The organism is Bacteriovorax sp. As-1, assembly GCF_058446905.1.
Genome location: NZ_CP184341.1, coordinates 3,317,480 through 3,341,047, shown reverse-complemented (window position 1 = coordinate 3,341,047; position 23,568 = coordinate 3,317,480). Strand labels below are relative to the sequence as shown.

The following is a 23,568-nucleotide window of genomic DNA, read 5'->3' as shown; positions in this document are numbered from 1 at the left end:
TTTTAAAAGAGGTGATTAATGAACCGACTGAGCATTGTGCAGGCGATAGAAGTAATTCCCTTGAGTGAGAAGCTCGGATAAAGGTCCCTCTTCCACTAATTGCCCCTGATTAAAGACTAAGATACGGTCACACTGCTTAAGTGTTTCCAGGCGGTGAGCAATCATCAGACACGTTCTTCCCTTCATCATTTTCATGACGGCTTCGTGAATGATTTCTTCATAGTGAGGATCGATGTTGGCCGTGGCCTCATCTAAAACCAGAATAGATGGGTTTTTTAAAAGAACGCGGGTTAAACTCACCAACTGTCTTTGTCCGACAGAAAGGTTTGTCCCACCTTCTAAAACTTCCATATCAAGATTAAACCCTTCTTTTGAGAGTGCACGCACCAGCCCTGTGGTCTGTGAGGCCTCAATCAAGTATTGGTCTGTCTGTGTTTCATCGCATGAGAGATTTTCTCTTAATGATCCTTTAAAAATAATCGCATCTTGAGAGACAAAACCAATTTTATCTCTTAGAGCGTGGCGGTCGTAATTTCTAATGGGGATATCATCAATTAAGACTTCCCCTTCCTGGTATTCATATAAACGCGACAGAAGGGCCACCGTAGAGCTCTTTCCACACCCCGTCTTTCCTACCAGTCCGATTTTTTCTCCCGCTTGAATATGGAAGTTCAGATCTTTTAGAACCCATCCACCTTCAAGGTATTTCATAAAGACGTTTTCAAACTTGATGTCACCGTGAAGTGAGTTAGTGATCATCTTGCCGTTATTTTTTAACACTTCGTCTTCATCTTTTTCGTTAAGAAAACTCATAACCCTTTCTGTACTTGTGAAAGCTTGCTGAACCACGTGGATTTCGCGCGATAAAAGCATCATCGGGTTAAAGAATCTCTCATAATAACGAACGAAGGCCACAAAAAGACCTACAGAATAAACACCGGTTAAAACTCCATGGCCTCCGTACCAAACAAGTCCAATGAGTGGAATCGTTGCACAGAAAGAAACCAGAGGCATACTCCAGGCAAAAAGAGTGTTCCCTCTTAATTGAGCATAAAGATAATCATCAACCGTGTGAGCGTATTTTTCCATCGACCATTTTTCCAGGCCGTAATTTCTAATCGTCTCCACGCCATTTAAATACTCTGAAAGTTTAGCGTTGATGGCCGAAGAGAATTTAGAAACTCTGCGGTTAGAGTTTTTTAAGAAGTCTTTGGTTTTAATAATCAGGATAATCGACGGAGTAATCGACAACGTCATGACTAATCCTAACTTTGGATTAGAAACAATCATCGCGGCGACAGCGAGAATCGTCATCATTGAAGCAGAAATTAAGTTTCCAAGACCGGAAGTGAAAAATTCTTCGATCCCTTCAACATCGTGAGTGATACGAGTCACAATGCGTCCTTGAGGCTGGCGGTCATAGTACTGCAGAGGAAGTTGTTGAAGTTTAGCAAAAAGATTTTTTCTTACTGAGAAAATAACTTTTGAAGCAGCAACGGCAAGTTTTTGTCTTCCCACCCAAATAAAGAAAATGCTTCCAATTTCTAAAAGCAGGATGCTCACGGCATAGAGGATAGACATATGCATGTCTCTTTTCATCAGACCCTCTTCCAGTAAATCCCCCATCAGCTTTGATGAGTAAATCGCCAGAAAAGAACTCGAGAAAATAAGAGACAAGGCAAACATGATTTGCCATTTATAAGGTTTTGCATAATGAAGAAGAACCAGAAAAGACTTTTTGTCACCCATCCCTTTTTCACCAACCTGACTTTCATCCTGGTCATCGGCCATTAAGTAAGTGTGCTGATGCAGCGCCAGTTGATCCGGCAAGATGCGGTTAGAATTTTTTCTTCTGAATAAGGTTTTAAATCGTGCTTTCAATGGTGCGCCTTTAATTCAAAAGTGTGATTGCAGTATTTCAGTGTCGACTTTCTATGGGCCACCCAAATGAGAGTGACATCTTTTAAATGCGTATCTAAGTTTTTTAAGATGCGCTCTTCTGTGATGGTGTCCACCGCACTCAAGCAGTCATCCAGGAAAAGAACTTTCGGGTCTCTGGCCAGTGCACGAGCAAGCGTTAGGCGCTGCTTTTGCCCACCTGAAAGGTTAATTCCCCACTCCCCTAACTGAGTCTCTAGTTTATGAGGGAAAGCTTCTACGTCATCTTTAAGGCCTGCAAGATCCAGGTATCTCCAGATGTCTTCGTCGCTGATATTTCTATCCATTGCCACGTTAACTTTAATCGAGTCAGCAAAAAGAAATGGTTTTTGATGAACGTAACCAATGTAGTTTCTTAGATCGTGATGCCCATAATCCGAAAATGGCTTTCCAAATAAACGAACCTCTCCACCATTTTGGCGGTCAAGCCCGGTTAGGACTGAAAGGAGTGTTGTCTTTCCTGACCCAATAGGCCCCGTGATTCCCAGTCTGTCCCCTTTTTTTAATTTGAAGCTCAGGTTTTGAAACAGTGGCGCAGAATCTCTAAAGGCATAACTTAAATTCTCAACATCTAAAACGTGTTCAGACTTAGTCTCATCAATGGGCGAGCCAATCATCAATAAGAACTGCTCTTTTTCATGCTGGTAGATTTCGGCCAGACGCTCAAGCGCCGTAAAGCCTTTTTTCCATTCAGAAATAATAAATCCAAGCGACATCAATGGATCATGCAGAAGAAAAATTAATCCCTGCATCGAGATAAACTCCCCGACAGTCATTTTTCCATTGAAAGTAAAATAAATCCCCATCGCAAAAAGAACAACGTAAGAAATAATCGTCGCTGCTCCCATCACCGGAATATAGAGAAGAGAAAGCCAGATTCCTTTTAATCTTTTTTCACGGTGCTCTTCCGCGACTCCCATTAAACGTCTCTCCCAAAATGGGCCCGTCTGAGTGAGGCGCTGAAGCTTAATCGTTGAGACGGCCTGAGAAGACAGGTCGTTAAAGTGCGAAAGCGTATCTTGCACCTGGCGGTACTGTTCAACTTCTCTCTTAGAGAGTTTGCGAACAAAAATCGGAACAAAAAGCAGAACTAAAAAAGACAGCAGGGCCATCGGCACATGGATGAAGGCCATAGTAATAAAAGTAAAAGCACCTAAGAAGGCCACGTCAAAGACAGCGACTAAAGTAAAACCAAAAATAAAGCGAGCACTCAAGCTATCAGAGGCCGAAGCACTCATCAGTACACCTTTAGTGAACTTTCTATCTAAGTCTTCTTTCTTAAAGTAACGAACGTGCTCCCATACATCACGGCGAAGATCAGCGGCCGCGTAGTGAGTCTGTCTCCCTAGCGTAATCCTCCACATAAAGCGAAAGATATTGATTAAAACTCGTGAGACGGCCAGGACGATAAAAAGAATAAGAAATGTCTCCTCATCTGTTTTTCCTGTTAAGTAATGAGGGATAGGTTTTTTAGCAAAGAAATCGACGATCCAGCCGATGTTCTTCGGTGCCAGGATCTGCATAAGGTTTGTGAGTAAAACAGAAAGGGCCCCGAGCGCATACGTCGGCCAGCGGTCTTTTAAAAAAGACTTCCAGATAAAATAAGCGTGATCGTGAAACTTCGTGTTTCTCATAAAAAAGTAAATCGAAAAATGTTTTTGGTTTTAGCTAATCTCTTTTGCAATCCAGCTTTCAAATTCCTGCAGGTAATCCGCAATCATCGGAAGATCTGCAGCCACTTTTCTAATCGCTGTCTGAAAAGCTTCCTTAGTATAAGGAATCTTCGTTAAAGAGGCCATAAGTTGTTCGATCATTTCTGGGTGAAGTGAATCCGAAAAAATCTGCGCCTTTTCAACTATCGCTTTGTGCACGTCAAGGTGAACATCCACCAATCCCCAATCAAAACGCTCAGACATTTGATGGTTAAATTGTGGAGCTTCCCCGAAACGCCAGTTCCAGTCACTCATCTTCTGAAAATGTTCGTTTAGGGCCGGGATATTTTTTAGGTATTCGTGGTCCAGGATTTCAATCGGTGCCGTCGTTTGGTAGTGTTCAAAAAACTCTTCAATAATTTTTTTACAAAGAGCATCGTGAGTCACATCTGCGCTTAACTCCTGTAAATTCACCACACGTGCACGCACTGATGTGATTCCTTTTGACTGAAGTTTTTTAACATTTGGATTTAAGTACAACCCAAGCTGAGTCATATCGGCATTGATAAGCAGCGTTCCATGGTGAAATGAGCGGTCTTTTGTTTCTTTAAACGCACTTCCGGAAATTTTCTTTTCTCCATCAGCAGTGTTGACCAGAATGTCGTTTCGTCCTGAAGGAAAGGCCTCTAAACCAAAAGCGGCTAGAGCACGCGTGATAATTTTATTATTTGCGGCCTTATCAAAAGTCGCTTTGCTCGATAAAAAGGTGAAGTTGGTATTTCCCAAGTCATGGAAGACGGCGCCACCACCGCTTTGGCGGCGAGCGAGTTTAATACCATTCTCTTCCATTTTTTGTGTATTACATTCTGTCCACGGGTTTTGAAAACGCCCGATAACAACAGTCTTATCGTTTCTCCAAAGGAAAAGCACCTTCGTTTCCGGGTCCATATCGCGGAAGATCCAGTCTTCCGTTGCCAGGTTAAACCACGGATCAAAGGTTTCCGAGATCATCACTCGAAGCTTCGGGCTCGAGTTGGTTTGGATCGATGACGATTGGTTCGTTTGGTTCTGGTTGTGCATGTTTCTCCCACGTAAAACGACTGTCTAAATTGTCGTAATACTCTTCAATTCCGATATATCCACCTTGTAACATTTTAAAAAGCACAGATTGGATAATCCTGTTTGCAAATGAAGTCAGTTGTTTTTTTCTAAACGATTGAGCGTAGCGCTTCGGGCTTGGTAACAGCATTGCTAAAAATGCGCTCTCTCTGGCCGTAAGCTTAGCTGGTTCTTTATTAAAATAAAATTTCGCTGCGTCTTTAATCCCATAGAGATCTTCACCATACTCAATCACATTGAGGTAAGTCTCAAGGATTTTGTCTTTTTCCACATGGTCTTCAATCCACAGAGTAAGGGCCATCTCTTTCACCTTTCTCCAGACACTGCGGTCACTTTGGAAATAAAGGTTTTTAATTAATTGCTGAGTAATAGTTGAAGCACCTCGGACTTTTTTCTTTTTTTTCACCACACCATCATTGATAGCATCTTGAAGCTCTTCAATGTCATAACCCGGATGAGTGTAAAACTTCCCATCTTCGCTTGAAATAATCGCTCCACGCAGGCGTTTAGAAATTTTATCAAGCGGCACCCAGTCCCCTGGCATGGTGGTCACTTGTTTATAAATCGCACGGTGATTTTCTTTATCGACTTTGATTTCGAAATACGTGTTTGGGATTTTAGTAATGGAATACATGGCACCCACAAACGGAGAAACGAGATGGCCCACATAGATAATGGCCAGGACCCAAAGTGCAATAAACACTTTTCCTATAATATTAAATATCTTCGCCCAGCGCGGAGGTGCGGGTTTTGTCTTTTCTTCCATGGCCCTTAAATACCAGAAAAGAGGCAAAATGATGAGCTGGTTTTTCGTTTTTTTTGGCGTTTAGATAATTTTTACAAGGGCCATGCCGTATTGGGCACCTCATGTGTTAAATAAGCTTCACGAAAATGTCATTTTGAGGGGTATCTTATGAAAAAATTTATGGTCGCTTTATCAATCGCTGCAATGTCTCAGGCTTCTTTTGCCTTTGATGCTACTTCTCAAGTGACGGCCATTACGGCTGCAGAGATTATTTTATCAACTGCAGTCACAGTAGCAACATCTGAAGCTGCTTCAATTTCAACTTCTGAGTCACAAAAAAGAGAAGCACAAAAAATCTTGATGGAAGTTCAAGAGTACAGTCAGACAGGTTCAATCAGCGTGTACCTGGAAAACAAAATCGAAGCACTTAAATCTTTGGATGAAACACTTTCAGTTGATGAGTCAGTAGATCTTTTAATTGAAGCAAGCCAATTGATCCTTACAAAATAGAAGAAAATAAAAAGGGCCGGTTTTACCGGCCCTATTTTTATACTAGTTCTTGAATTAGTTTTCTTAGTTTCACATCGAGAATTTCTTTATCAGTCACTAGGTCTTTTCCAATCAGCTCCCTGACTTTTGTTAAGCTCTCTTTATCACCTTCTGCTGCCTTAACCATTGTCTCTCTCGTAAAGTCATTGCGTGCCAGGTTTTTTAGAACTTGGTTTACATATTGATCCAGCTTTGTTCTGAACTCTTTTCTTACCACTAGAGATTCAGTGTTATAAGTCTTTACGTTGGCATTGATCTTTTCCAATGTCGCAAACTCGTTTGGCATGATATCTCTTAGAACCGCTTCAGCTTTTGCCAGGGCCTCAGTTGAAGCTTCCGCTTTTCCTGCCAGGTCTTCTCTTGTCACCATCTCTGTATCAAACGGAATCCCATAACCTTCTTTTGAAAGATCTGAGAATGTCTGAGCAAAGGCCGCTCCTGTTTCTTTTACCATTTCCTTAATTTTTTCATCTTTTGTATCCATGAACATATCGGCCGCTTGTTTTCTGTACTTAAGCGCCAGTGTTCTTAGAATTTGTTGCTCCATAACCGAGAAAGATGAAGCTTGAACTAGTCTTTCTTTTAATAAAGTCACTTCAGCATTCAAGTCTGATGTTGGAAGTTTTGTTTTCTTAAATTTCAAGAAAGCGGCCATTCTTTCGTCTGCCGTACTTTCATCCATAAACTTCTGAACAGCTGACTTGTTTGATTTTTCACTGCTCTTTAATTTAAAACCGTAGGCTTTATTGTAAGCTAAAATAATCTGTTCTGTTTTTGCTTTATAAGTTTCAACTTCATTGCTCTTCATAGATGTGAAGTTCAATTGGTCAAGGTCTTCTAAAACCCCGTTCGGGCTGATTGAAGACTTAGAGTCTAGTTGTGAGCGATCAAGAGCTGACTTTAGAAGGTCATAGCTTTCAGTAGCACAGTTAGCGTTGATAAATTTATACGACCCTCTGTAGTTCCAGTGTTCTTCTCTTACTCGGTTAACGAATTCTTCGCGCTCTTTTGCCGTCAAGTTAAGTGGGTATGAAATCACATCGCGAAGCTCATCGCGGTTATACTCATCAAGAACGTCTCCGAAATTCAGGATGAAAAGCATTGAAGGGTATCCACCTGTCAGACCTTTGAGGTAGTTCAGGGTCGCATCTTCAACGTTTGCTCTATAACTCACAACAATGTGAAAAAGTTTATCGTCTAAACATCTTTTACCAAACGGAGTGGCCGGAACCACACGGTTAGTGATCGGGTCAAAACGCTCAGGAGCACACACAACAATTCTAAACATTGAGTGACCAAATCCACTCTGAAGCCCCTTCCCTGCCGAGGCAAGAAGGTAATCAATGCGGTAAACTCGGCTGGCATCAAGAGCTGTCGGGATGAATCCGTTCATTGTCGTCATCATCACCGTCTTATTGATGTTACAGTTTCTATTTGGGTATGGATCAATTCCAAATTGTTTTTTGAAATATTCAAACATAGATGGTTTTCTACACATGAACTCCGGGTCCATTGTGAAGTATTCCATGTTAACCGCAAAGGATTCAGCAATGTTTACGAGTTCGTAGGCATCGGCCGATCTCATCGCTTCTACGTTTTTATTCTTGATCTTGAGAAGGCCCTTTTTAAAACCTGCACGACGGATGTATTCCATTGAGTTTGAAATGCGTCCATTATTGAAATCGTACGCGTGCGTGAATTCATGAATAAGTGTGGCCACCGCCTGGTCATATAATGACTTGTGCTGGCAGTTGATGCGCTTTGAATTGTCGCGACCTTTTTGCAACTCCAGTAAAACCGGTGCATTGATTGTCAGGACGTTTTTATAGTTGTCGTATTGGCCATAGATAAAAGGTTTTTCCTTTTTCTTGTCTTCCTTTTTAACTTCAGCGGCATGAGCGCTTGTCGAACACACTTCATCTGGAATGAATTTGTGATTAGACAGTGCCGCCACTTTGATTTCGATGTCTTTAGGCATCAACTCTTTCATCTTTGGAGGCAGGTATGCTGCGACTTCTTCCATCGTCTCTTCTAAGACTTTTTTATCCTGGGCCTTTGTGTCTGCCGCATACTTAAGGCTTAAGTCATATGCAAAAGCACTTGAACCAAGGGCTAAGTTAAGGAAAAGAAGGCCAAAAAGCGTCTTTTTCATGAAAACTCCAATGAATATGATCACTGGGTGAAGGTGCAGGATGGATGCCAGTTTACAGGGTTTAATATCGGGGAATTAGCCGTGAAGGAGTGTCTAAAGTTTTGACATAGGCCAAGGAATCGACAAAAAAGGCCTCAGTGTGAATGAGGCCTTTTTTGGAGAAGTATTATTTTAAAAGGTCTCTTAGCTTTGCCAACTCATGCCTTTCAGACGAAGGGACATCCATCCCTCCCGAGCCCATAAAGGCATTTTCAACGTTATTCTCGTAGAGATTATAGCACTTTCTTGCATAAGGAGATTTTGAGTAGAGTTTCACACAATCTTTTAAGTAAAGGTCGCTGATAGTAAAGAAGTAAGTGCTGCTTAATCTTCTTTCCGCTACGGAAATCCAGTAAAGGATCTCAGGAGTGTTTTTAGTTTTCGGGTGATCATTCAAATATTTTGAAAGAACACCTGAAGCAACAAGCAAGGTAATGTCATTTTTCCCTTCACCGGCAAGCTCTTTGACCTCTTCTAATGGCGAAAGGTGTGTCTTAATAAATTTATCAATATTATCGACTTTACCAGGCTTAAATGTCTTCCACTCCTCTAGCCCTAAATCCCATGAAGTCACCATCTCTTTTGCCAGCTTTGGCATCTGCTCATTGCCCTTATATTTTCCGGTAAAAGATTTAGCTTTATCGTAATCAAAGGAGATTTTCGTATAGATTGAAATCATTCTTCTTAGCGATGAGTAGAGCTCATGACTTCTTGACTCTTTTAGCGCCCTCTCAATGGCCAAATCCAGGAACTTTTCTGATTCATTGAAATTTCTAATCAAGTAAAGATAGTTTCCATAGTCATGGTCACTTTTGAAATCTTCTCTCTTGGCCTTATTAATAAGGGCGCTAAAAGCATTCTCCTGCCCTTTTGGAGAGAGTTGCGAGTGGCATGAGATGCACAGGGAGGTTAAGGCCGACAAGCGCTTTTGAGCGAAAATAAAATTGTTGCTGTTAACTGAATTGATGGTGTCGGCAAGGTGATCATTCATGGTTTCCAGGCTTGGGCGAAACCCGGGCCTTTGAAAATACTCCACATGGCGGGCACTTTTAAAAAAGGTTGAGAGATCATCCAGGTTTTTTAATAGTTCCTCTTTTTTTGCCGGGTCTTTTTTTAAAACAAGAAGCGATTCTTCATCCGAATAGACGTAAGGGATGACTTTGATAAAAGTCTCATAGACTCCTCCCATGACGGCCTTGGCCTGGACTTTGGTTTCATCTTCTTTTGAAAGCTCGGCGGAAGCCCACGTAAACGAAGTGTTTAAAATGAATAATGCTAAAATTAAAGTGCCTTTCATGAGTCATTCCTTATGTAAGTATAGTGGACCTTAGTTTTAAATTAGCTCACATTATCAGTGGGAAGACTATGACCTTGGTCACGTTTTATTGAAGACGCGGCGCTTGGAGGAATATGAGAATAAGTTAATAAGGAAGCATTGCGATCAGCCAAATCCAGATCATTAAACCTAAAAGCATATCGATCCAGTATGATTGGTGCTCTTTAAAAAAAATGGGAAATTTTAGATGGCGACCGACAAAGATCCATCTGATCTATCTGTACTTCTGCTTTGTACATTGGCCTTCCCTCAAAAATCTTACAAACGATTTTTTAGATAGGTTCTATTCCCTTTCCCTTCAACAAATCAATTACTGATTGATACATAGGTTTTTCAGTTATCAGATAAAGATCCTTTTCATGAGAGATCGTTACCAAGAAAGGAGAATCATTTTTTAAGTAAAAACATATATCTTCTGGCAGGTTTGGTGAAATGTATGCAAATAAAGATTTTCTATTATTTAAAAAATTTAAAGTACTTAAATTATAATAAAAAATAGTAGCTTCTCCATCTGATAAACTTGTCCCTGACCATTCTATGAAAGTTTCTACCTTGCCTGACGATAAGTGATCGATTGTATCAACTTATTGAGGTTAGAAATGAACAAGGAAGCTTTACGGGACATCAAAAGAAAGAAGAAAATCTTAACCGATCTTCAACGTTTTGATTTCAACATTACTCGTCTATGTGGTTATTATGGTATTTCAAGAGACACTTTTTATCGTTGGAAAAAGCAACTTGAAAACGATGGTGAAGTAGCTCTCATCAATTCTAAACCTTGTCCTCAGAATCCTAAACTAAGAACTCCAAAACACATTGAAGACATGGTTATCAAGATCAGGAAAGAGCATCATCTTGGGCCTCAAAGAATTTCTTGGTATTTAGAAAGATATTTTGAAATCAAATTATCCCAAGCAGGAGTTCGTAAAATCCTCGTTAGGAATAATCTAAGACTATTACCTAAAAATATTTCTAGAAGATCTCCTGGGCCTAAATTTAAGCTTTATAGCCAAGAAATTCCAGGCCATCAGGTTCAGGTTGACGTTAAGATCTGTATCTTCCGAGAAAAAGGCAAAAAAATAAAAAGATATCAATATACAGCTATTGATGATGCAACCAGAGTGCGTGGCTTACAAATGTATGATCGTCATACACAACAAAATGCTATAAAGTTTGTAAAATATATTTCGGAAAAATTTCCCTTTCGAATAAAACAAATTAGAACTGATAATGGTTCTGAATTTCAATCTCAATTTCATTGGTTTTGCCAAGATATTGGTATTGAACATGTGTACATTAAAAAAGCTTCACCTCACTTAAATGGTAAAGTTGAGAGGTCTCACTCCACTGACAAACAAGAGTTTTATCAGCTCCTCAATTATAAAGGTGATCAAGACTTGAGGAAAAAATTAGCGATTTGGGAAAATTTTTATAACCACCATAGACCTCATGGATCACATGGTGGTAAGACCCCTTACGAAATTTTAAGAAATAAATTAAAATGATCAACGATCGTCAGGCAAAGTGGTTAATGGAACACTTCAGAGTTTACCTTATCAAACCGGCAGTAAGTTCCAAGTTACGTACACCAAATGATTTTTAATTCGCATTCCTTAGTGCTGGATGATTCATGAAGTGTTTCAGGCAGATAGAGCATTTTTATTTTCAATAAATCATTATTCACAATCTAATGAATCCTTAGCCTGAATTTATTAATCCTTAAAAAATTTATACTTCTCATAAAGATTCCGATAAAAGTCATGAATATTAAGTTTATAACTTTCAAGGAAGAGGTTATTAATGCTGAACAAATTCGCTCAACTATGCCTTATTTTGGCCCTCACCAGCTGTGCTGGCCCCTCTGTCGTACGCTTTCAATCAACTCCTCCCGATGCAATGGTAAGTCTCGTTGATGCTAATGGAATCGCAACTCCAATAGGAAAAACACCTTACGTTGCTAATGAATCTGATATTTATCGCAATGGACGTTACTCGCAAATTCAAATTGCAAAAGAAAAATACAAATCGCAAGAGATGTTACTCACGAGATCACCGATGGGCGGTGAAACAAGCGTGAGTGTTCAGCTATTAAACGAAGATCTGCCAGCGACCTCAATTGATCAAACAGCGACTCAGGAAAAAATCGCCAGCTCCATTGCTCGTGCAAACGGTATGATTCAAGCAAAACAATATGCAGAAGCTGAAGCTGTCATGACAAACTTTGTGGACCAGTATCCTTCAATCAGTGTTGGGTATGACTACTTAGGAAATCTCAACTATCTTCAGAAGAAATTCTCAAAAGCACTTAAATACTACAAAAAAGCGCTGAGCCTTAATCCACAAAATGCAGAAAGAAGAACAATTGTAGAAAAACTTGAACTCATCACAAAGAATGACAGCGCAGGAGAAGTACAATGAACTTTATCCTAGGATTTTTTATTGCCGTTTCAGCTTTGGTTGCCGCTTCGGTACATTTAGAGCAAGGACCTCGTGACTTTTGGGATTTTGTTGCTTTTGCTGTAGTTACAGGCGGAACAATCTCTGTAATGTTGATGACCAGACCAAAACTCCAGGGCAAGTTTTTATTTCGCAATCTGGGGTTTTACTTATTCTCTGGAAAAACAGATAAATTCAAATTTATCAAAAGATGCTTCCAAGTTATTACTGACAAAAAGCTTGAAGGCGCCAATCTCGCTCGCATCGAAGATAAGGTCCTAGTCGACGGCATGGAGATGATTGAGCTTGGTTTTACTAAGGAAAAAATTGAAGACATCCTTAGCGATCGTTATTTGAACCACAAAAAATCTATCACTCTTATTTCTTCATGGATTAAAAGAACTGCAAAATACCCTCCGGCCTTCGGATTAGGCGGAACAGTTCTTGGACTCATCCACTTAATGAAAGGGATCTCAGGTGGTCTGAACCCAAAAGATACTGGACTCCTAATGGCCGTTGCACTCGTGGCCACTCTTTATGGAATTCTCATTGCCAACCTCGTCTTAAACCCAATGTCTGAAACGATGACAGAGAAACTAAAATCTGATGAGGAACTGGTTGAAGCTGCGATCAAGACAATCCTGATGTTGAAGGAAGGATACAACCTACTAGAGTGCCAGGAGACCTTGAACTCTTACCTTGGAGATGTAAACGGTAAAATCAACTTTATGTCTGGTCTTTCGACGGAAGAAGAACCAGAAGAAAGCATGGCCGCATAGGATTGTATGAAATTAAGTGAAAAGCTACATTCAGAAAACCACGAAGAGCACAATGATGAACTTTGGGCGATTAGCTACGGCGATATGATCACCTTGCTCCTAAGCTTTTTCGTGATCTATTTTTCTGTAGATCCTAAAAAAGGAGAAATGGAAAAATTAGACAATCACATGATTTCTCAATTTAAAACTCTTGATTTAAAAGCTAATAAAAAGTACTCACCGACTTTAGAAATCGACACTAAATCTAAAAAGGTCGGAGAAGCACCGAAATTTGAAGCACTGAAAAATGCTAAAATTACTAAAATTGATGACCGCCTACTCGTCACTTTTGAAAGCATGTCTTTTTTTGAAACGGCCCAAACTGAGCCTAACAAAACTGGCACGATAACCCTGCAAGCTTTTGCTGAAAAATTTCTTCCTTATGCTGGACTTTATAAGATTGGAATCAAGGCCTTCACTGACAACCGTCCTGTTACTAACCGCCACCGCTATAAAGATAATATGGAGCTCTCTGCTCTAAGAGCTCTTGCGGCATTGAGAGTGCTACAAAAAGCAGGTATCCCACTCAACCGCATGGAAATCGCCGGTTATGGGGAAATGAACAAACTGGGCTCACTCATTGATCCAGAAAAACTGGAGAAATTAAGTGAAAACGAATTAAAAAATATTTCAAGAACGATTGTATTGATTATTAAACACGACAACGAGCAGAGCGTATTATGAAAAGAATCATTTGTTCATTACTTTTAGCATTAAACATCACTCTTGCCTTTGGCCAGGACGCTTATACCAAGCACCCCAAAGTTATTGAAGTTGAGATGCTCCTCAGTAAAGAAGCAACCAGCTTTCTTCAACAGCGACTCCCTAATGACCAGGTCTATGTCAATGTTGATATTGACCCTTTAAGAAGAAGCGTGGATTCAAAAAATGAGCAACTTCCCTATTTCGCCAGCGATGACGAAGTCAATGATGAATGGGATGCGATAGACACTCCAATGGTTCTTCTTTTATCAAGAATTAAAAGAGCGACAATTAGGGTTGAAGTTCCTGCCAATGTCTCAGATGTACAAATCGCTGACTTAAAAGAAAAACTTTATGAGCATTTAAAGCTTGTGCCAGTAAGGGACTCTATCACTTTTGAAAAGAAGACATTTGCCGTTTCAGCACCTGAAAAAAATTATACTCTTTATTACTTTATATCTGCACTTGTACTGATTGGTTTTGCGGGACTTTTTGTTGCCCTTAAAGTGTCGGGTCCAAAAACATCAGCATCTGCAAATGCCGGACAGAACTCAAACGCGAGTGCGCCGGTTCAGGCAGCTGCTCCGGCCAGGTCATCAGGAAGTAAAAGTGTTGATTTAAAATCAGGATCATTCAACAGCAAAGTTAATGGAGACATCAACTTTAAAGATAGTATCCGTGCAGCGGACATGCTGAAAGAAAAACTCCATGGAGTCATTAACGGTGGAGCTTTCCCTCTGCTTTCAGACATGTTAGTGCTCGAAGAGCTTTCGCAAAAGTCCCTAAGTTCTCTAGGTGCCTTTCTTTTTGAAATGCCAAGAAAACAGCAGCAAAAAGTTTTTTTCCGTGGACGCTCTGACAAGTGGTTTAGAGGATACATTGAAGCTGCCTCTGTAGATATCGATTGTTTTATGGCCGTTGAAAAAATGCTCCGAAACAGAACAATCACAGGCTCAGAGAAATGGGAAGAATTACTCGTTCAAGTCTGGCGACTTGATGAAGAAGCTTCTCTCTTTCTCAAGCAAATCCCTCAAGATGAAGCTTTCATGATTCTTTCACATATGCCTAAAACCTTTGCTGTTCCTTGTGCAAAGAAAACTTTCCCTGGAGCATGGGCAAGAGTCTTAGAGTCAAAAAGCCACGGCGTGATCGAAGACGATCAAAAAATTGATGGTTACCTGACACGTGCTCTTCAAATTAAACCGTACTTCGATTTTAAATCTATCGATGAATATAAAAAAGATTTGGAATTGATTGATTACCTTCGCAATGCCTCACTAAGAGATGAAGAAGAGGTCTATGAATCTCTTCATGACAATTCAAACATTTTTAAGATCCGCCCTCCATTTTATGCTGTTTTCAAAGCAAACGATGAAGACTTTAAGCAGATTTTCACTCAATACGACATTCAGGACTGGGCACTAGCTGTGCTCAATGCTCCTAGGGATTATATGAAAAAAGTTACAGCTGAACTTGATGAAAAGAAAAAGTACATCTTCTCCAACTATCTAAAGCAAATGGATGAAGGGACTGCACTAGTGAAAGAGCAAAGTTCTTTGCGTGAAGAGATAGCAAAAAACTTTCAAAAGATGGCCGCTCAAAAGAATGTGGCAAAATTAACGACAGAAGGAACGGCAAATGAGCACGAAAACCAAGCTGCTTAGAGCACTCGCATTCACGGTATTTTGCATGCCATCCGCTCATGCGGCGAAATTTGATGCCATGTTTGGATTTTATTTATTCAAGGCCGATGTGGCCGGTAAATCAACCTCCCTCTCTGGACTGGGAGTTTACGAAGTGTCTTACCTAGCTTCTTTTAAAAATCACTTTGAGTTTGTGATTGGTTATAGCTTCACAATGACCAGTATTGTTGGTGGCGACTATGCTTATGGACCAAAACTTGGAGTCAACTACTTTCCATGGAATTTTTCAGGTGATGAGAAAATCTCTCTCCCTAACAAAACAATAGAGATAAAAGACTTCTACAAACCTTATGTAGGTCTTTCATTTAACCAACGACAATTTCAGTCTGCCAAGAGCTCCTTTGCCGGATTTGGTGTATCTGGAGGAGTTGAAAAATATATCAACGAAAATTACACCATTAAGACCGAGATCAGAATGAATTCTTACTCGGGTCCTTCTGGTGCGACTGCTACGGAAATGAATGCTTTAGTTGGAGTTTTATTTAATTTTTAATGGATTATTTTATGAAACTTTTTAAAAATCAAGGACGACTAAATTTGGCAAAGCTGATTCAGGCGATTTTCATCACTGTCATTCTCGCTTCATGTAAAGGAGGAGGAGCTGACGGAAAATTTTCAGATCTCGACCCGGCCGACAAGCCAGTCACTGTAACTGAGCCGATAAAAGTAAAAATCAACACTGCAACTCCGGCCGGAAACTTAATCAGTCTCCCTAGTCAAGGGTCAACAACCTTCGGTGTGACTTTAGATGCGACGGACTCAAGTGTAAAATATCAGTTTGCTCTTGATTCAAACACAATCCTTCAAGATGGAACTAACCCTTTTTATAACTTAGATTCGGCCATTATTACTGGCGGAACTCACACGCTCACAGTTAAGGCCTACAATTCTACTTCGAGCGATTCACATATCTATAATCTCACTATTAATTCACCGGCACAGGTCAATACATTTACACCAATTCTGACAGGTGCCACAATCGCCTGTGGAATTGATACACTCACTCTTTCTGCACTCTATTCTGACCCAAACCCAAGTGATTCAATTAACGTTAAATGGTACTTGAATGACACTCAAATTATTTTAGGAAATACTCAGGCCTTAGTGACTAACGATCCCTCAAACAATACGGCCACGATGAACTATCACCCTGACTGCAGTCATCCGGGAGTTAACTTCATTCGCATGGATTTAAATGACGGGCAAGAAATCACGACTCAGACATGGACTATATTTGTTTCCTCACCTATTACCATTCAAATTGCTGATGCCATCCCGACAGGAAACCCGGTCGTTTTCACTAATTCGACCTCCACAACTTTTGCTGTAACTTTAACAACTCCTGATCCAGCGGCCAATTACAACTTTATTCTGGACAATACCATTTCACTGCAAAATGATCATCGAACGTATTTAAACATTCTTGGCTCTACTTTAACACCAGGAAACCATACACTAAAAGTGACCGCTTCAAATGCTTCATCAAGTGACACAAAAACATTCAACATTCGTAAAAACTCTCCTCCTTCATATACAACCTTTTCACCATCATTTTCTGGGACGACATTAAATTGTGGAACAACTCCACAAGTTTTTTATGCTGATTTCGTCGATCCTAACGGCGACAACCTGACTTATACTTGGTCAGTAGACGATGCTCCATCGGCCTATATTGCTCCGGCCAACTCAGGAAACCGCGCTCAGGCCACATTCACTCCAAACTGCTCTATTGCCGGGACAAGAATCATCAAGGCAACTGTCAGTGACGGTTATGAATCAACGACGACTACCTGGTCTGTAAGCGTCGTTTCTCCTGTTTCATTGGCCATCACCAGCTTTCTTCCCACGGCCAACCCCGTTATTTTGACTAATACAGAAACAAAAACTTTTGCAGTGGCCCTAGCAAATTCAGATAGCAATGTAACCTATAGTTTTATCCTAAAAAATTTGAGTACACAGGCCACTTCGACTCTGCAATCTGGTACAAGCCCATTTTATAACCTAGCAGGTTCTTCTATCTCTGCAGGTCTTTATGAATTAGATGTAATTGCCTCTAACGGAACGTCCTCTGATCACCATGTTTTTACAGTAAGAAAAAACTCTCCTCCCTCACTTCCACCTGCACCATTAACTTTTTCTCCCGCGCTAACCGGTGTGGTTTTAAGTTGTGGAAGTTCATCACAGCTTTTTAGGTCAGCTCTTGCTGATAATGATAACGACATCATGTCAATCAACTGGTATCTAGATGGTGCAACGGCCCCGGCCAACCTGGTAAGTACTTCAACCCAATCAGAAGTGAGAGCTACTTACAGCCCAACTTGTTCTGAAGTTGGGATCAAAACAGTTCGAGTTGATGTTTATGACGGCTATGAAACAACATCTAAAACATGGACTGTTTCAATAGTGAATCCAACAATTGTTTCAATTAATGCCTATTCTCCTAATTCGGACCCGGTCAATATTTTAAGCTCTGGTGCTCAGACATTTACCGTATCAGCTGCTGGTAAGGCCCCGCTCGCTTACGAATGGAAGCTCGATGGCAATATCATTGCCTCAGCGACTGGTGCCTTTACGACAATATCAGCGGCTTCACTCGCTACCGGACCACATACATTAGTAGTGAAAGTCTCTGACTCTGATTCGGAACTTTCTCATTCATTTAACCTGATTAAAAATGCTCCTCCTGTGATTGCCAACAAGTTACCGACCTCAAGTGCAATTAAAATCAACATCAACACTGTCACAAATTTTAGTGCCACTTATTCTGACGCCAACAACGATACGATGACTGTTCAATGGAAATTAAACAATGTTGTCGTAGGATCTGGAAACCCAAATGCAATAGTGACACCTGCCTCTGGTTCATCGGTGCTGACTCTTTCGCCGAGTGCTTCGATCATTGGTAACAATACTGTTGAATTAATCGTTAATGATGGTCTTGAGCCTTCGTCACATGTCTGGAACGTAAACGTTAATTACTTTTCTGATATCTGCAATAACATGGGTGCAGGAAGGGCCTGCACGATTATCGGTCGTCCAGGGATGGGAAGTGGTATAAACCCGATTTCAAATCCGGAGGCCACAAGAATTCAGCCAATGTTCCTTTATCCGTATGATTCAACCAGCTACTTTTTCTCTGACCCAAACACTCACACCGTATGGTTTTATAATAAAAGTGCCTCACCTATCAGCCTACTTGGCCAATCTGTTGGTGCCGGAAAATTGCAAATTGTTGCAGGTATAGGAATGGCCGGCACTGGGATTAGTGGTATTTCCTATAACGACTACCCTCTCTCTTCTCCTCGAGGTGTAGCATGGGACAGTGGCAATCGCAGGCTTTTTATCGCCAATGAAGGAACAAATCAGGTCTTGATGGTAGATCAAGATGGTGTTGTTAATATCGTGGCCGGTGGTGGAGGTAATAATACTGCAGGAAATGCCAATGCAACTGCCGCGCTATCTTCATACTGTGGTGCTCCGCGGGGACTTTACTATCATAATACTCAACAAAAACTCTACGTAGCTTGTCAAGCTGCCGGAACCATCAAGGTTATTGATACATCAAATGCTTCATTTGCTTCTTGGACTGCTTCGATCGTTTCTGGTCGAGCATCTGGTGGTGCAACTGGAAACGCATCAGTTGATGGTACAAATGGAGTTGCAGGTACAGCACAGCTCTACAGCCCGAACCATTTAAGATACGATACTCTAAATGATATTCTTTACGTGACAACGACAGGTGATTGCCGTGTTCGCGCTATCAACATGACCGCTGTAGCGAGAACAAATTACTATTTTGGTGCAATCACTCTTCCTGCTGGATCAACTGTTAGTGTACTAGGTAATACATGTACACCATTCACTTCAGGAACCTATTCTGCGGCCAGGTACAATGGCGGATGGATGGGATTAGAGCTGCTCATGTCTGGTTCTACATTAAATGGTATCTTTGTTACTGATTACAACACACACAGGGTGACTCTTGCCAACAACACGACCGGTAACCTTTCTTTCGGTGGAACAACTATTGGTTCATATTCAATGGGGACTATCTGGGGAAGTGGTACTGCAGGATACTATATGCCTTGTAGTTCGGCTTCATCAGCAACATGTTATACCAATAACCCTTCAACGATGATGGTTGTCGGATCAAAGATGTATCTTGCTGATTACTCAAACTTCCGAATCAGGACTCTCAATCTTGGAGTTGGTGATGGAGTTGTCGCAGATGAAATTGGATTTGATAGTAAGCGCGGTTTTGCCGGTAATGGTGGTACATCATCTGAGTATGTTCAGTTCAACCTGCCACTCAACCTTTATTATAATGAGAACACGGATAAACTTTATATCTCAGACTTTTACAACTATCGTATCAGATCATTGAACTTAATCACAGGGCGAATCGACTCTTTTATAGGTAACGGTGCCGGAGATGCAAACAACACTAACGCCGACCCGAGTGTTCTTGGACTTCGAGGGCCTAGAGGAGTTGTCAATTATCAAAATAAAATCATCTATGCTGACAACCAAAATAACAACTGTGTTCTTAGAGCTCTAAACACAGACTCTACTAACCAAAATATTTTAGGCGTTTTAACTAATGCCAATGCTGTTCAAACAATTGCTGGAAACTGGGGACAAGGTTGTGGTGCTTGGAACGTGACCGCAACAACAGGGACTCATACATCAGCAAGGTTGCAACAGCCTCAAGGTGTAACAACTGATGGAAGCAACCTTTACTTTGCCAATACAGGTGCTCACTGTATTATCAAGCTCGATTCCACTGGAAACATGTCAGTGCTTGCTGGTCTATGTGGAACAAGTGGAGCTGCTAACGGTGCAGGTACTGCCTTCACAAATAGTACGATTCGCTTTAATCTCCCAACAGCTGTTGTCGTCGATCCGAGAGCACCTTACAATACAACTGGAAACTTATTTATTCTCGACCAAACGTCAACTGGTCCAACTCGAATTCGCTACCTAAACCAAGGCTCTTCTCAAGTAAATATCTATGGCATTACCATTAACGGTGGAGAGATAAAGACTATTTATACAGCAACTGATGGCCACGGTGCAGACCTAGCAGCTTTTGATTCAATGATTTGTTTTTCTTCTGGTGGTAACTTTAACTATACCTCAAACGGAAACTCATCTAACTCAAACAATAACGTTGTCTGTTTCAACCGTGATGAATCTACAGGGACAACCTATTATCGATTTGGTCGCAACCCTTCGAGTTTTATTGGACGCGGAGCTCAGCCTTACAATGTTGAAGAAGAAGGAGTGGCCGCAACCAGTATTTCTCTAGCTGGCCCTGCCGGCTTAGCCTTTAATGAGGACGGCGACCTATTCGTCGCCGAACGAGATGCTCATTCAATCCGTATGATTAAGAGATGGTGGTAATTATGAAATTGCTTAAAAATGTATTCATTGTGACCATTGGTTCCTGCTGTACTTTCCTCATCTTTGATTACACTCTAGGAATTAAAAATGATAGGAAACAAAAATCCTTCTCAGAGGAAAATACAGCTCTTTCCTCTTCTTTAAGCCAGACTCAAACACTGGCCGTGCAATCTGCGAAAAGACTGGAAAAAAATGCTGACTTTTACCAGAATACTTTTCAGGACACGCCAGATGCTAGCGGTGTTCCAAGACTAAAACCTGGAAAGCGCTTCTACAACGAAGCCTTAATGAACGAAGTCGCCACTAGTGCAAACCTTGAGGTCTTTACCCGAGAAAATTAAGCTGGCGTTGAATGTTACCTAGTCTTACATTCACTGTCATACTTCCGCCAGCGTATTAAAAAAGTGTCCTTTTTCATTTAACTTTTAACTGTTCATTTCTTATCAATTTTTAACAAAGACATTTATGGCCCACCTACCAGACCTCATTCGCGACCTTGGTTTTATTCTTATTACAGCTGCTTTTGTAACGCTCCTCTTTAAAAGACTTCATCAACCAGTCGTTCTCGGTTACTTGATCGCAGGTTTTTTTCTCGGCCCCATTTCCCCTTTTTTATTCACGTTCAAGATACACAGTCTGTTCATATTTGGGCCGAGATAGGTGTTATCTTCCTGCTCTTTGGTCTAGGGCTAGAATTTAGTTTTAAAAAACTTTGTAGTGTTCACAAAAAAACTTCCTCTTTATCTACCGTATTCCAATCCGCTTCTTTTTCTTATTATCAACTCAATATTCCCTAAGAATATTGAGTTATGCGATCAGCTTTACTTCAAGAAAAATTCAAGAAAATAAAATAAGGTATCAAATTGAATTCAACAATTTCCTATGATGCCTATGAAGCGACATCACCATCTGCGGATAAATCACCCACTTCACCATCAATTCATTCACCAGACCTTCCTTATGAAAGATCACCAGCGTCCTATCAATGTGAACATGGTTTCCACCTGCATGAAAAATCCAATCTTCCTTAAAACCGGTCAGAGGATTCGCGAGTTTTTCTTTAAACCCATTCATTTTGATATTGCTTAAGGTAAGTAAGTATCTTTTGGCATCTTCGAGAATGTCGGTGCGCGATTCATGAGAGCTATTGTCTGTATTGGTGATCTTATCAACAGTCCCGACTTTGCGAACAGGATCACTTGAGACGACTTTTTTAATTCCTGGAAGCAGGAAATACCCTTGATATAAAGGCATATTTTCTGGGAGAACGATAAAATCGAAAACTTTCTTCGCTGTAAATGGCAGGGAAAAATGAATATCGATTTTTGTTTCTTTCATTAGAGAACCTTTTTTAATTCTTCAAGGATTTTTGCGTGGTCTTTAAAAACTTTCACGCGCTCTTTAGTGTGGGCGTCTTTTAAATCGTAATTTCCTTCCACTAATAAAGTCGAAGGTCCTGCAAACTTTCCGTCGGTTTCAAAAACATCAGATGGCTTATCGCCGATCATAAAAGACTGGGATAAGTCGATATCGTGTTTATCGCGGGCAAGAATGAGCATTCCAGGACGAGGTTTTCTGAGTTCACTGTCCATTTCGGCGCAGTAAAACCAGTCGTCGATTTTTAACTTTTTTGCAGCAAGAAAGGCGTGCATCTTCTGGTGAAGTGTGTGGACGTCTTCGTGAGTGTACATGCCACGGTCAATTCCCGACTGATTGGTCAGGATGATCACTTTATAACCTTTTTCGTTGGCAAGCTGAATGATCTGAAAGATCTCTTCGATCCAGATAATGTCTTCCCATTTATAGACATAACCTTTGTCGATATTAACGATGCCATCGCGGTCTAAGAAAAGGGCCTTATGCATGGGAGTCCCCTTTCATTTTAATTGAGCAGTTAATTTTATAAGCTGCTGTCGTAAATTTATTCATAGGTTTCACTCTAATCTGTAAAACGAATTTTTTAAAGGAAATATCAAAAGAGGCCACACCGGGTGAGAGCTCTTTGACCACAATTTCGTTGTGGTCTCCACTAAAAAGATCCGAATGAGTTTTTATGAGAATATCTTTTAATTCTTTATTTTGGTGAAAGCAGCTCACCTGAATAATGTCCTGATTCCCAAAACCACAAAGGGCGTGAAGGCACAGGTAAAACTTGTGCGGGTCTAGTTTGTATAGTTCGCCTAAATACTCGCGGACCTTTACTCCTACGCGGAAATAATTGGCGTGGACCACTTCGCGCATTTCTGGCGGAAGTTCGCCGGGAAGTTCTGTGTGATCATTGCTCCAACGGGCATCGAAGCTGCCCTTAAATTCCTGGTCAAACATTGAATAAAGCTTGTGGCCCATCATATGGAAAGACTCGTCGACTTCTTCATTAAGCTTTTTCTGAAAAAGAGCGGCGTGATTTTCAAAAAGAGCAAAATACTTTTCAATAAAACTTTTAATCCCAGCACTTTTTGTATTGGTGTAGCTGTGATCTTTGGTGAGTTTTAAGCTGATAAAGTGCTTTTTTGTTTCGCCATTGGAAAGCTCTTCCAGGGCCACGATATCCGTTTCATTCCAGAGTTCATTGTCGTTTGTCGCCACCATTTTCCCGATGACGGTGAAACTGAACTGAGATTTATTTTTAAAAATCGGGTGATTTTCGATCTCGCTTGCCGCTTTTTCAGCTAAGAGGGGGAGATTCTTTAGGAGTTCCGAGTCAAATTGACGGATGGTCTCCTCGTAAAACTGCAGTCTTCCGCGGAAATCGCGGGGTAAATTCAAAAGAAAGACGTCCTCTTTTTTAAATTTGCGCGAAAGCGTTTGTGCGACTAGAAATTCAAACAGATTGCCTTTGCACTCATTAATAAGTGATTCAATTTGTAATTGATTATTTTGGTCAATCTTTTTCATAATAAAGTTCTTTTCAAACAGATTACTTTTTTTATAGACTATTACAAATCTAAAAATGAGCTCTTTCTTATGCACAAGCAT

18 protein-coding genes and 1 pseudogene are annotated in these 23,568 nt (G+C 40.6%); 10 read left to right on the top strand and 9 right to left on the bottom strand.

The window, feature by feature from the left end; translation table 11 throughout:
- Positions 1-15: 15 nt before the first annotated feature.
- From ACN20O_RS16925 to ACN20O_RS16910, 4 genes are read right to left on the bottom strand one after another with little or no spacing between them, the layout of a single operon-like run.
- Positions 16-1,881, bottom strand: coding sequence for an ABC transporter ATP-binding protein (locus ACN20O_RS16925; RefSeq protein WP_491635359.1), 1,866 nt, complete (start codon positions 1,879-1,881; stop codon positions 16-18).
- The gene (locus tag ACN20O_RS16920) at positions 1,878-3,572 is read right to left on the bottom strand and encodes an ABC transporter ATP-binding protein (protein ID WP_491635357.1); all 1,695 of its coding nucleotides are present in this window, start codon (positions 3,570-3,572) and stop codon (positions 1,878-1,880) included. Before ACN20O_RS16920 ends, ACN20O_RS16925 begins: the two co-directional genes overlap by 4 nt.
- 30 nt (positions 3,573-3,602) lie before the next feature.
- Positions 3,603-4,670: a lipoate--protein ligase gene (gene lplA / locus ACN20O_RS16915; protein WP_491635355.1), complete on the bottom strand. Its 1,068-nt coding sequence runs from the start codon at positions 4,668-4,670 to the stop codon at positions 3,603-3,605.
- Positions 4,582-5,412, bottom strand: a complete 831-nt coding sequence (locus ACN20O_RS16910; protein ID WP_491635353.1) for a biosynthetic peptidoglycan transglycosylase — start codon at positions 5,410-5,412, stop codon at positions 4,582-4,584. Before ACN20O_RS16910 ends, lplA begins: the two co-directional genes overlap by 89 nt.
- A 210-nt stretch (positions 5,413-5,622) precedes the next feature.
- Between ACN20O_RS16910 and ACN20O_RS16905 the strand changes: the two genes are divergently transcribed.
- On the top strand, positions 5,623-5,964 hold the full coding sequence (locus ACN20O_RS16905; RefSeq protein WP_491635351.1) for a hypothetical protein: 342 nt from the start codon (positions 5,623-5,625) through the stop codon (positions 5,962-5,964).
- A 37-nt stretch (positions 5,965-6,001) separates the two neighbouring features.
- Here the strand turns inward: ACN20O_RS16905 and ACN20O_RS16900 are convergent, their stop codons facing one another.
- Entirely contained in the window at positions 6,002-8,155 is a 2,154-nt protein-coding gene (locus ACN20O_RS16900; RefSeq protein WP_491635349.1) for a DUF7844 domain-containing protein, read from the bottom strand.
- 166 nt (positions 8,156-8,321) lie between these two features.
- Positions 8,322-9,491, bottom strand: coding sequence for a hypothetical protein (locus ACN20O_RS16895; protein ID WP_491635348.1), 1,170 nt, complete (start codon positions 9,489-9,491; stop codon positions 8,322-8,324).
- 638 nt (positions 9,492-10,129) lie between these two features.
- Here ACN20O_RS16895 and ACN20O_RS16890 point away from each other — a divergent pair.
- The 9 genes and pseudogenes from ACN20O_RS16890 to ACN20O_RS16850 form a co-directional block, all read left to right on the top strand.
- Complete coding sequence (locus ACN20O_RS16890; protein ID WP_491635347.1) at positions 10,130-11,035, top strand: IS481 family transposase; 906 nt, start codon at positions 10,130-10,132, stop codon at positions 11,033-11,035.
- A gap of 295 nt (positions 11,036-11,330) precedes the next feature.
- Positions 11,331-11,948 carry a tetratricopeptide repeat protein gene (locus ACN20O_RS16885; protein ID WP_491635345.1) on the top strand — a complete coding sequence of 206 codons (618 nt, stop codon included), beginning with the start codon at positions 11,331-11,333 and terminating at the stop codon, positions 11,946-11,948.
- On the top strand, positions 11,945-12,745 hold the full coding sequence (locus ACN20O_RS16880; protein WP_491635343.1) for a motility protein A: 801 nt from the start codon (positions 11,945-11,947) through the stop codon (positions 12,743-12,745). The genes ACN20O_RS16885 and ACN20O_RS16880 overlap by 4 nt, the downstream gene beginning before the upstream one ends.
- Before the next feature lie 6 nt (positions 12,746-12,751).
- Positions 12,752-13,468: an OmpA/MotB family protein gene (locus tag ACN20O_RS16875; protein ID WP_491635341.1), complete on the top strand. Its 717-nt coding sequence runs from the start codon at positions 12,752-12,754 to the stop codon at positions 13,466-13,468.
- The gene (locus ACN20O_RS16870) at positions 13,465-15,150 is read left to right on the top strand and encodes a hypothetical protein (RefSeq protein WP_491635339.1); all 1,686 of its coding nucleotides are present in this window, start codon (positions 13,465-13,467) and stop codon (positions 15,148-15,150) included. The genes ACN20O_RS16875 and ACN20O_RS16870 overlap by 4 nt, the downstream gene beginning before the upstream one ends.
- Positions 15,125-15,682, top strand: coding sequence for a hypothetical protein (locus ACN20O_RS16865; RefSeq protein ID WP_491635337.1), 558 nt, complete (start codon positions 15,125-15,127; stop codon positions 15,680-15,682). Before ACN20O_RS16870 ends, ACN20O_RS16865 begins: the two co-directional genes overlap by 26 nt.
- A gap of 11 nt (positions 15,683-15,693) precedes the next feature.
- A complete protein-coding gene (locus ACN20O_RS16860) occupies positions 15,694-20,592 on the top strand; it encodes a hypothetical protein (RefSeq protein WP_491635335.1) in 4,899 nt (1,632 codons plus the stop codon).
- 2 nt (positions 20,593-20,594) lie between these two features.
- A complete protein-coding gene (locus ACN20O_RS16855) occupies positions 20,595-20,933 on the top strand; it encodes a hypothetical protein (RefSeq protein WP_491635333.1) in 339 nt (112 codons plus the stop codon).
- A 124-nt stretch (positions 20,934-21,057) separates the two neighbouring features.
- Positions 21,058-21,314: pseudogene (locus tag ACN20O_RS16850) on the top strand (cation:proton antiporter domain-containing protein); the annotation flags it as partial.
- A 136-nt stretch (positions 21,315-21,450) separates the two neighbouring features.
- Here ACN20O_RS16850 and ACN20O_RS16845 read toward each other — a convergent pair.
- Genes ACN20O_RS16845 through ACN20O_RS16835 form a run of 3 tightly spaced genes read right to left on the bottom strand, consistent with a single transcriptional unit; the run spans position 21,451 to position 23,487 of the window.
- Positions 21,451-21,930, bottom strand: coding sequence for a hypothetical protein (locus tag ACN20O_RS16845; protein WP_491635331.1), 480 nt, complete (start codon positions 21,928-21,930; stop codon positions 21,451-21,453).
- Entirely contained in the window at positions 21,930-22,457 is a 528-nt protein-coding gene (locus tag ACN20O_RS16840) for a D-glycero-alpha-D-manno-heptose-1,7-bisphosphate 7-phosphatase (RefSeq protein ID WP_491635329.1), read from the bottom strand. The genes ACN20O_RS16845 and ACN20O_RS16840 overlap by 1 nt, the downstream gene beginning before the upstream one ends.
- Positions 22,450-23,487: a hypothetical protein gene (locus ACN20O_RS16835; protein ID WP_491635327.1), complete on the bottom strand. Its 1,038-nt coding sequence runs from the start codon at positions 23,485-23,487 to the stop codon at positions 22,450-22,452. The genes ACN20O_RS16840 and ACN20O_RS16835 overlap by 8 nt, the downstream gene beginning before the upstream one ends.
- Positions 23,488-23,568: the final 81 nt, after the last annotated feature.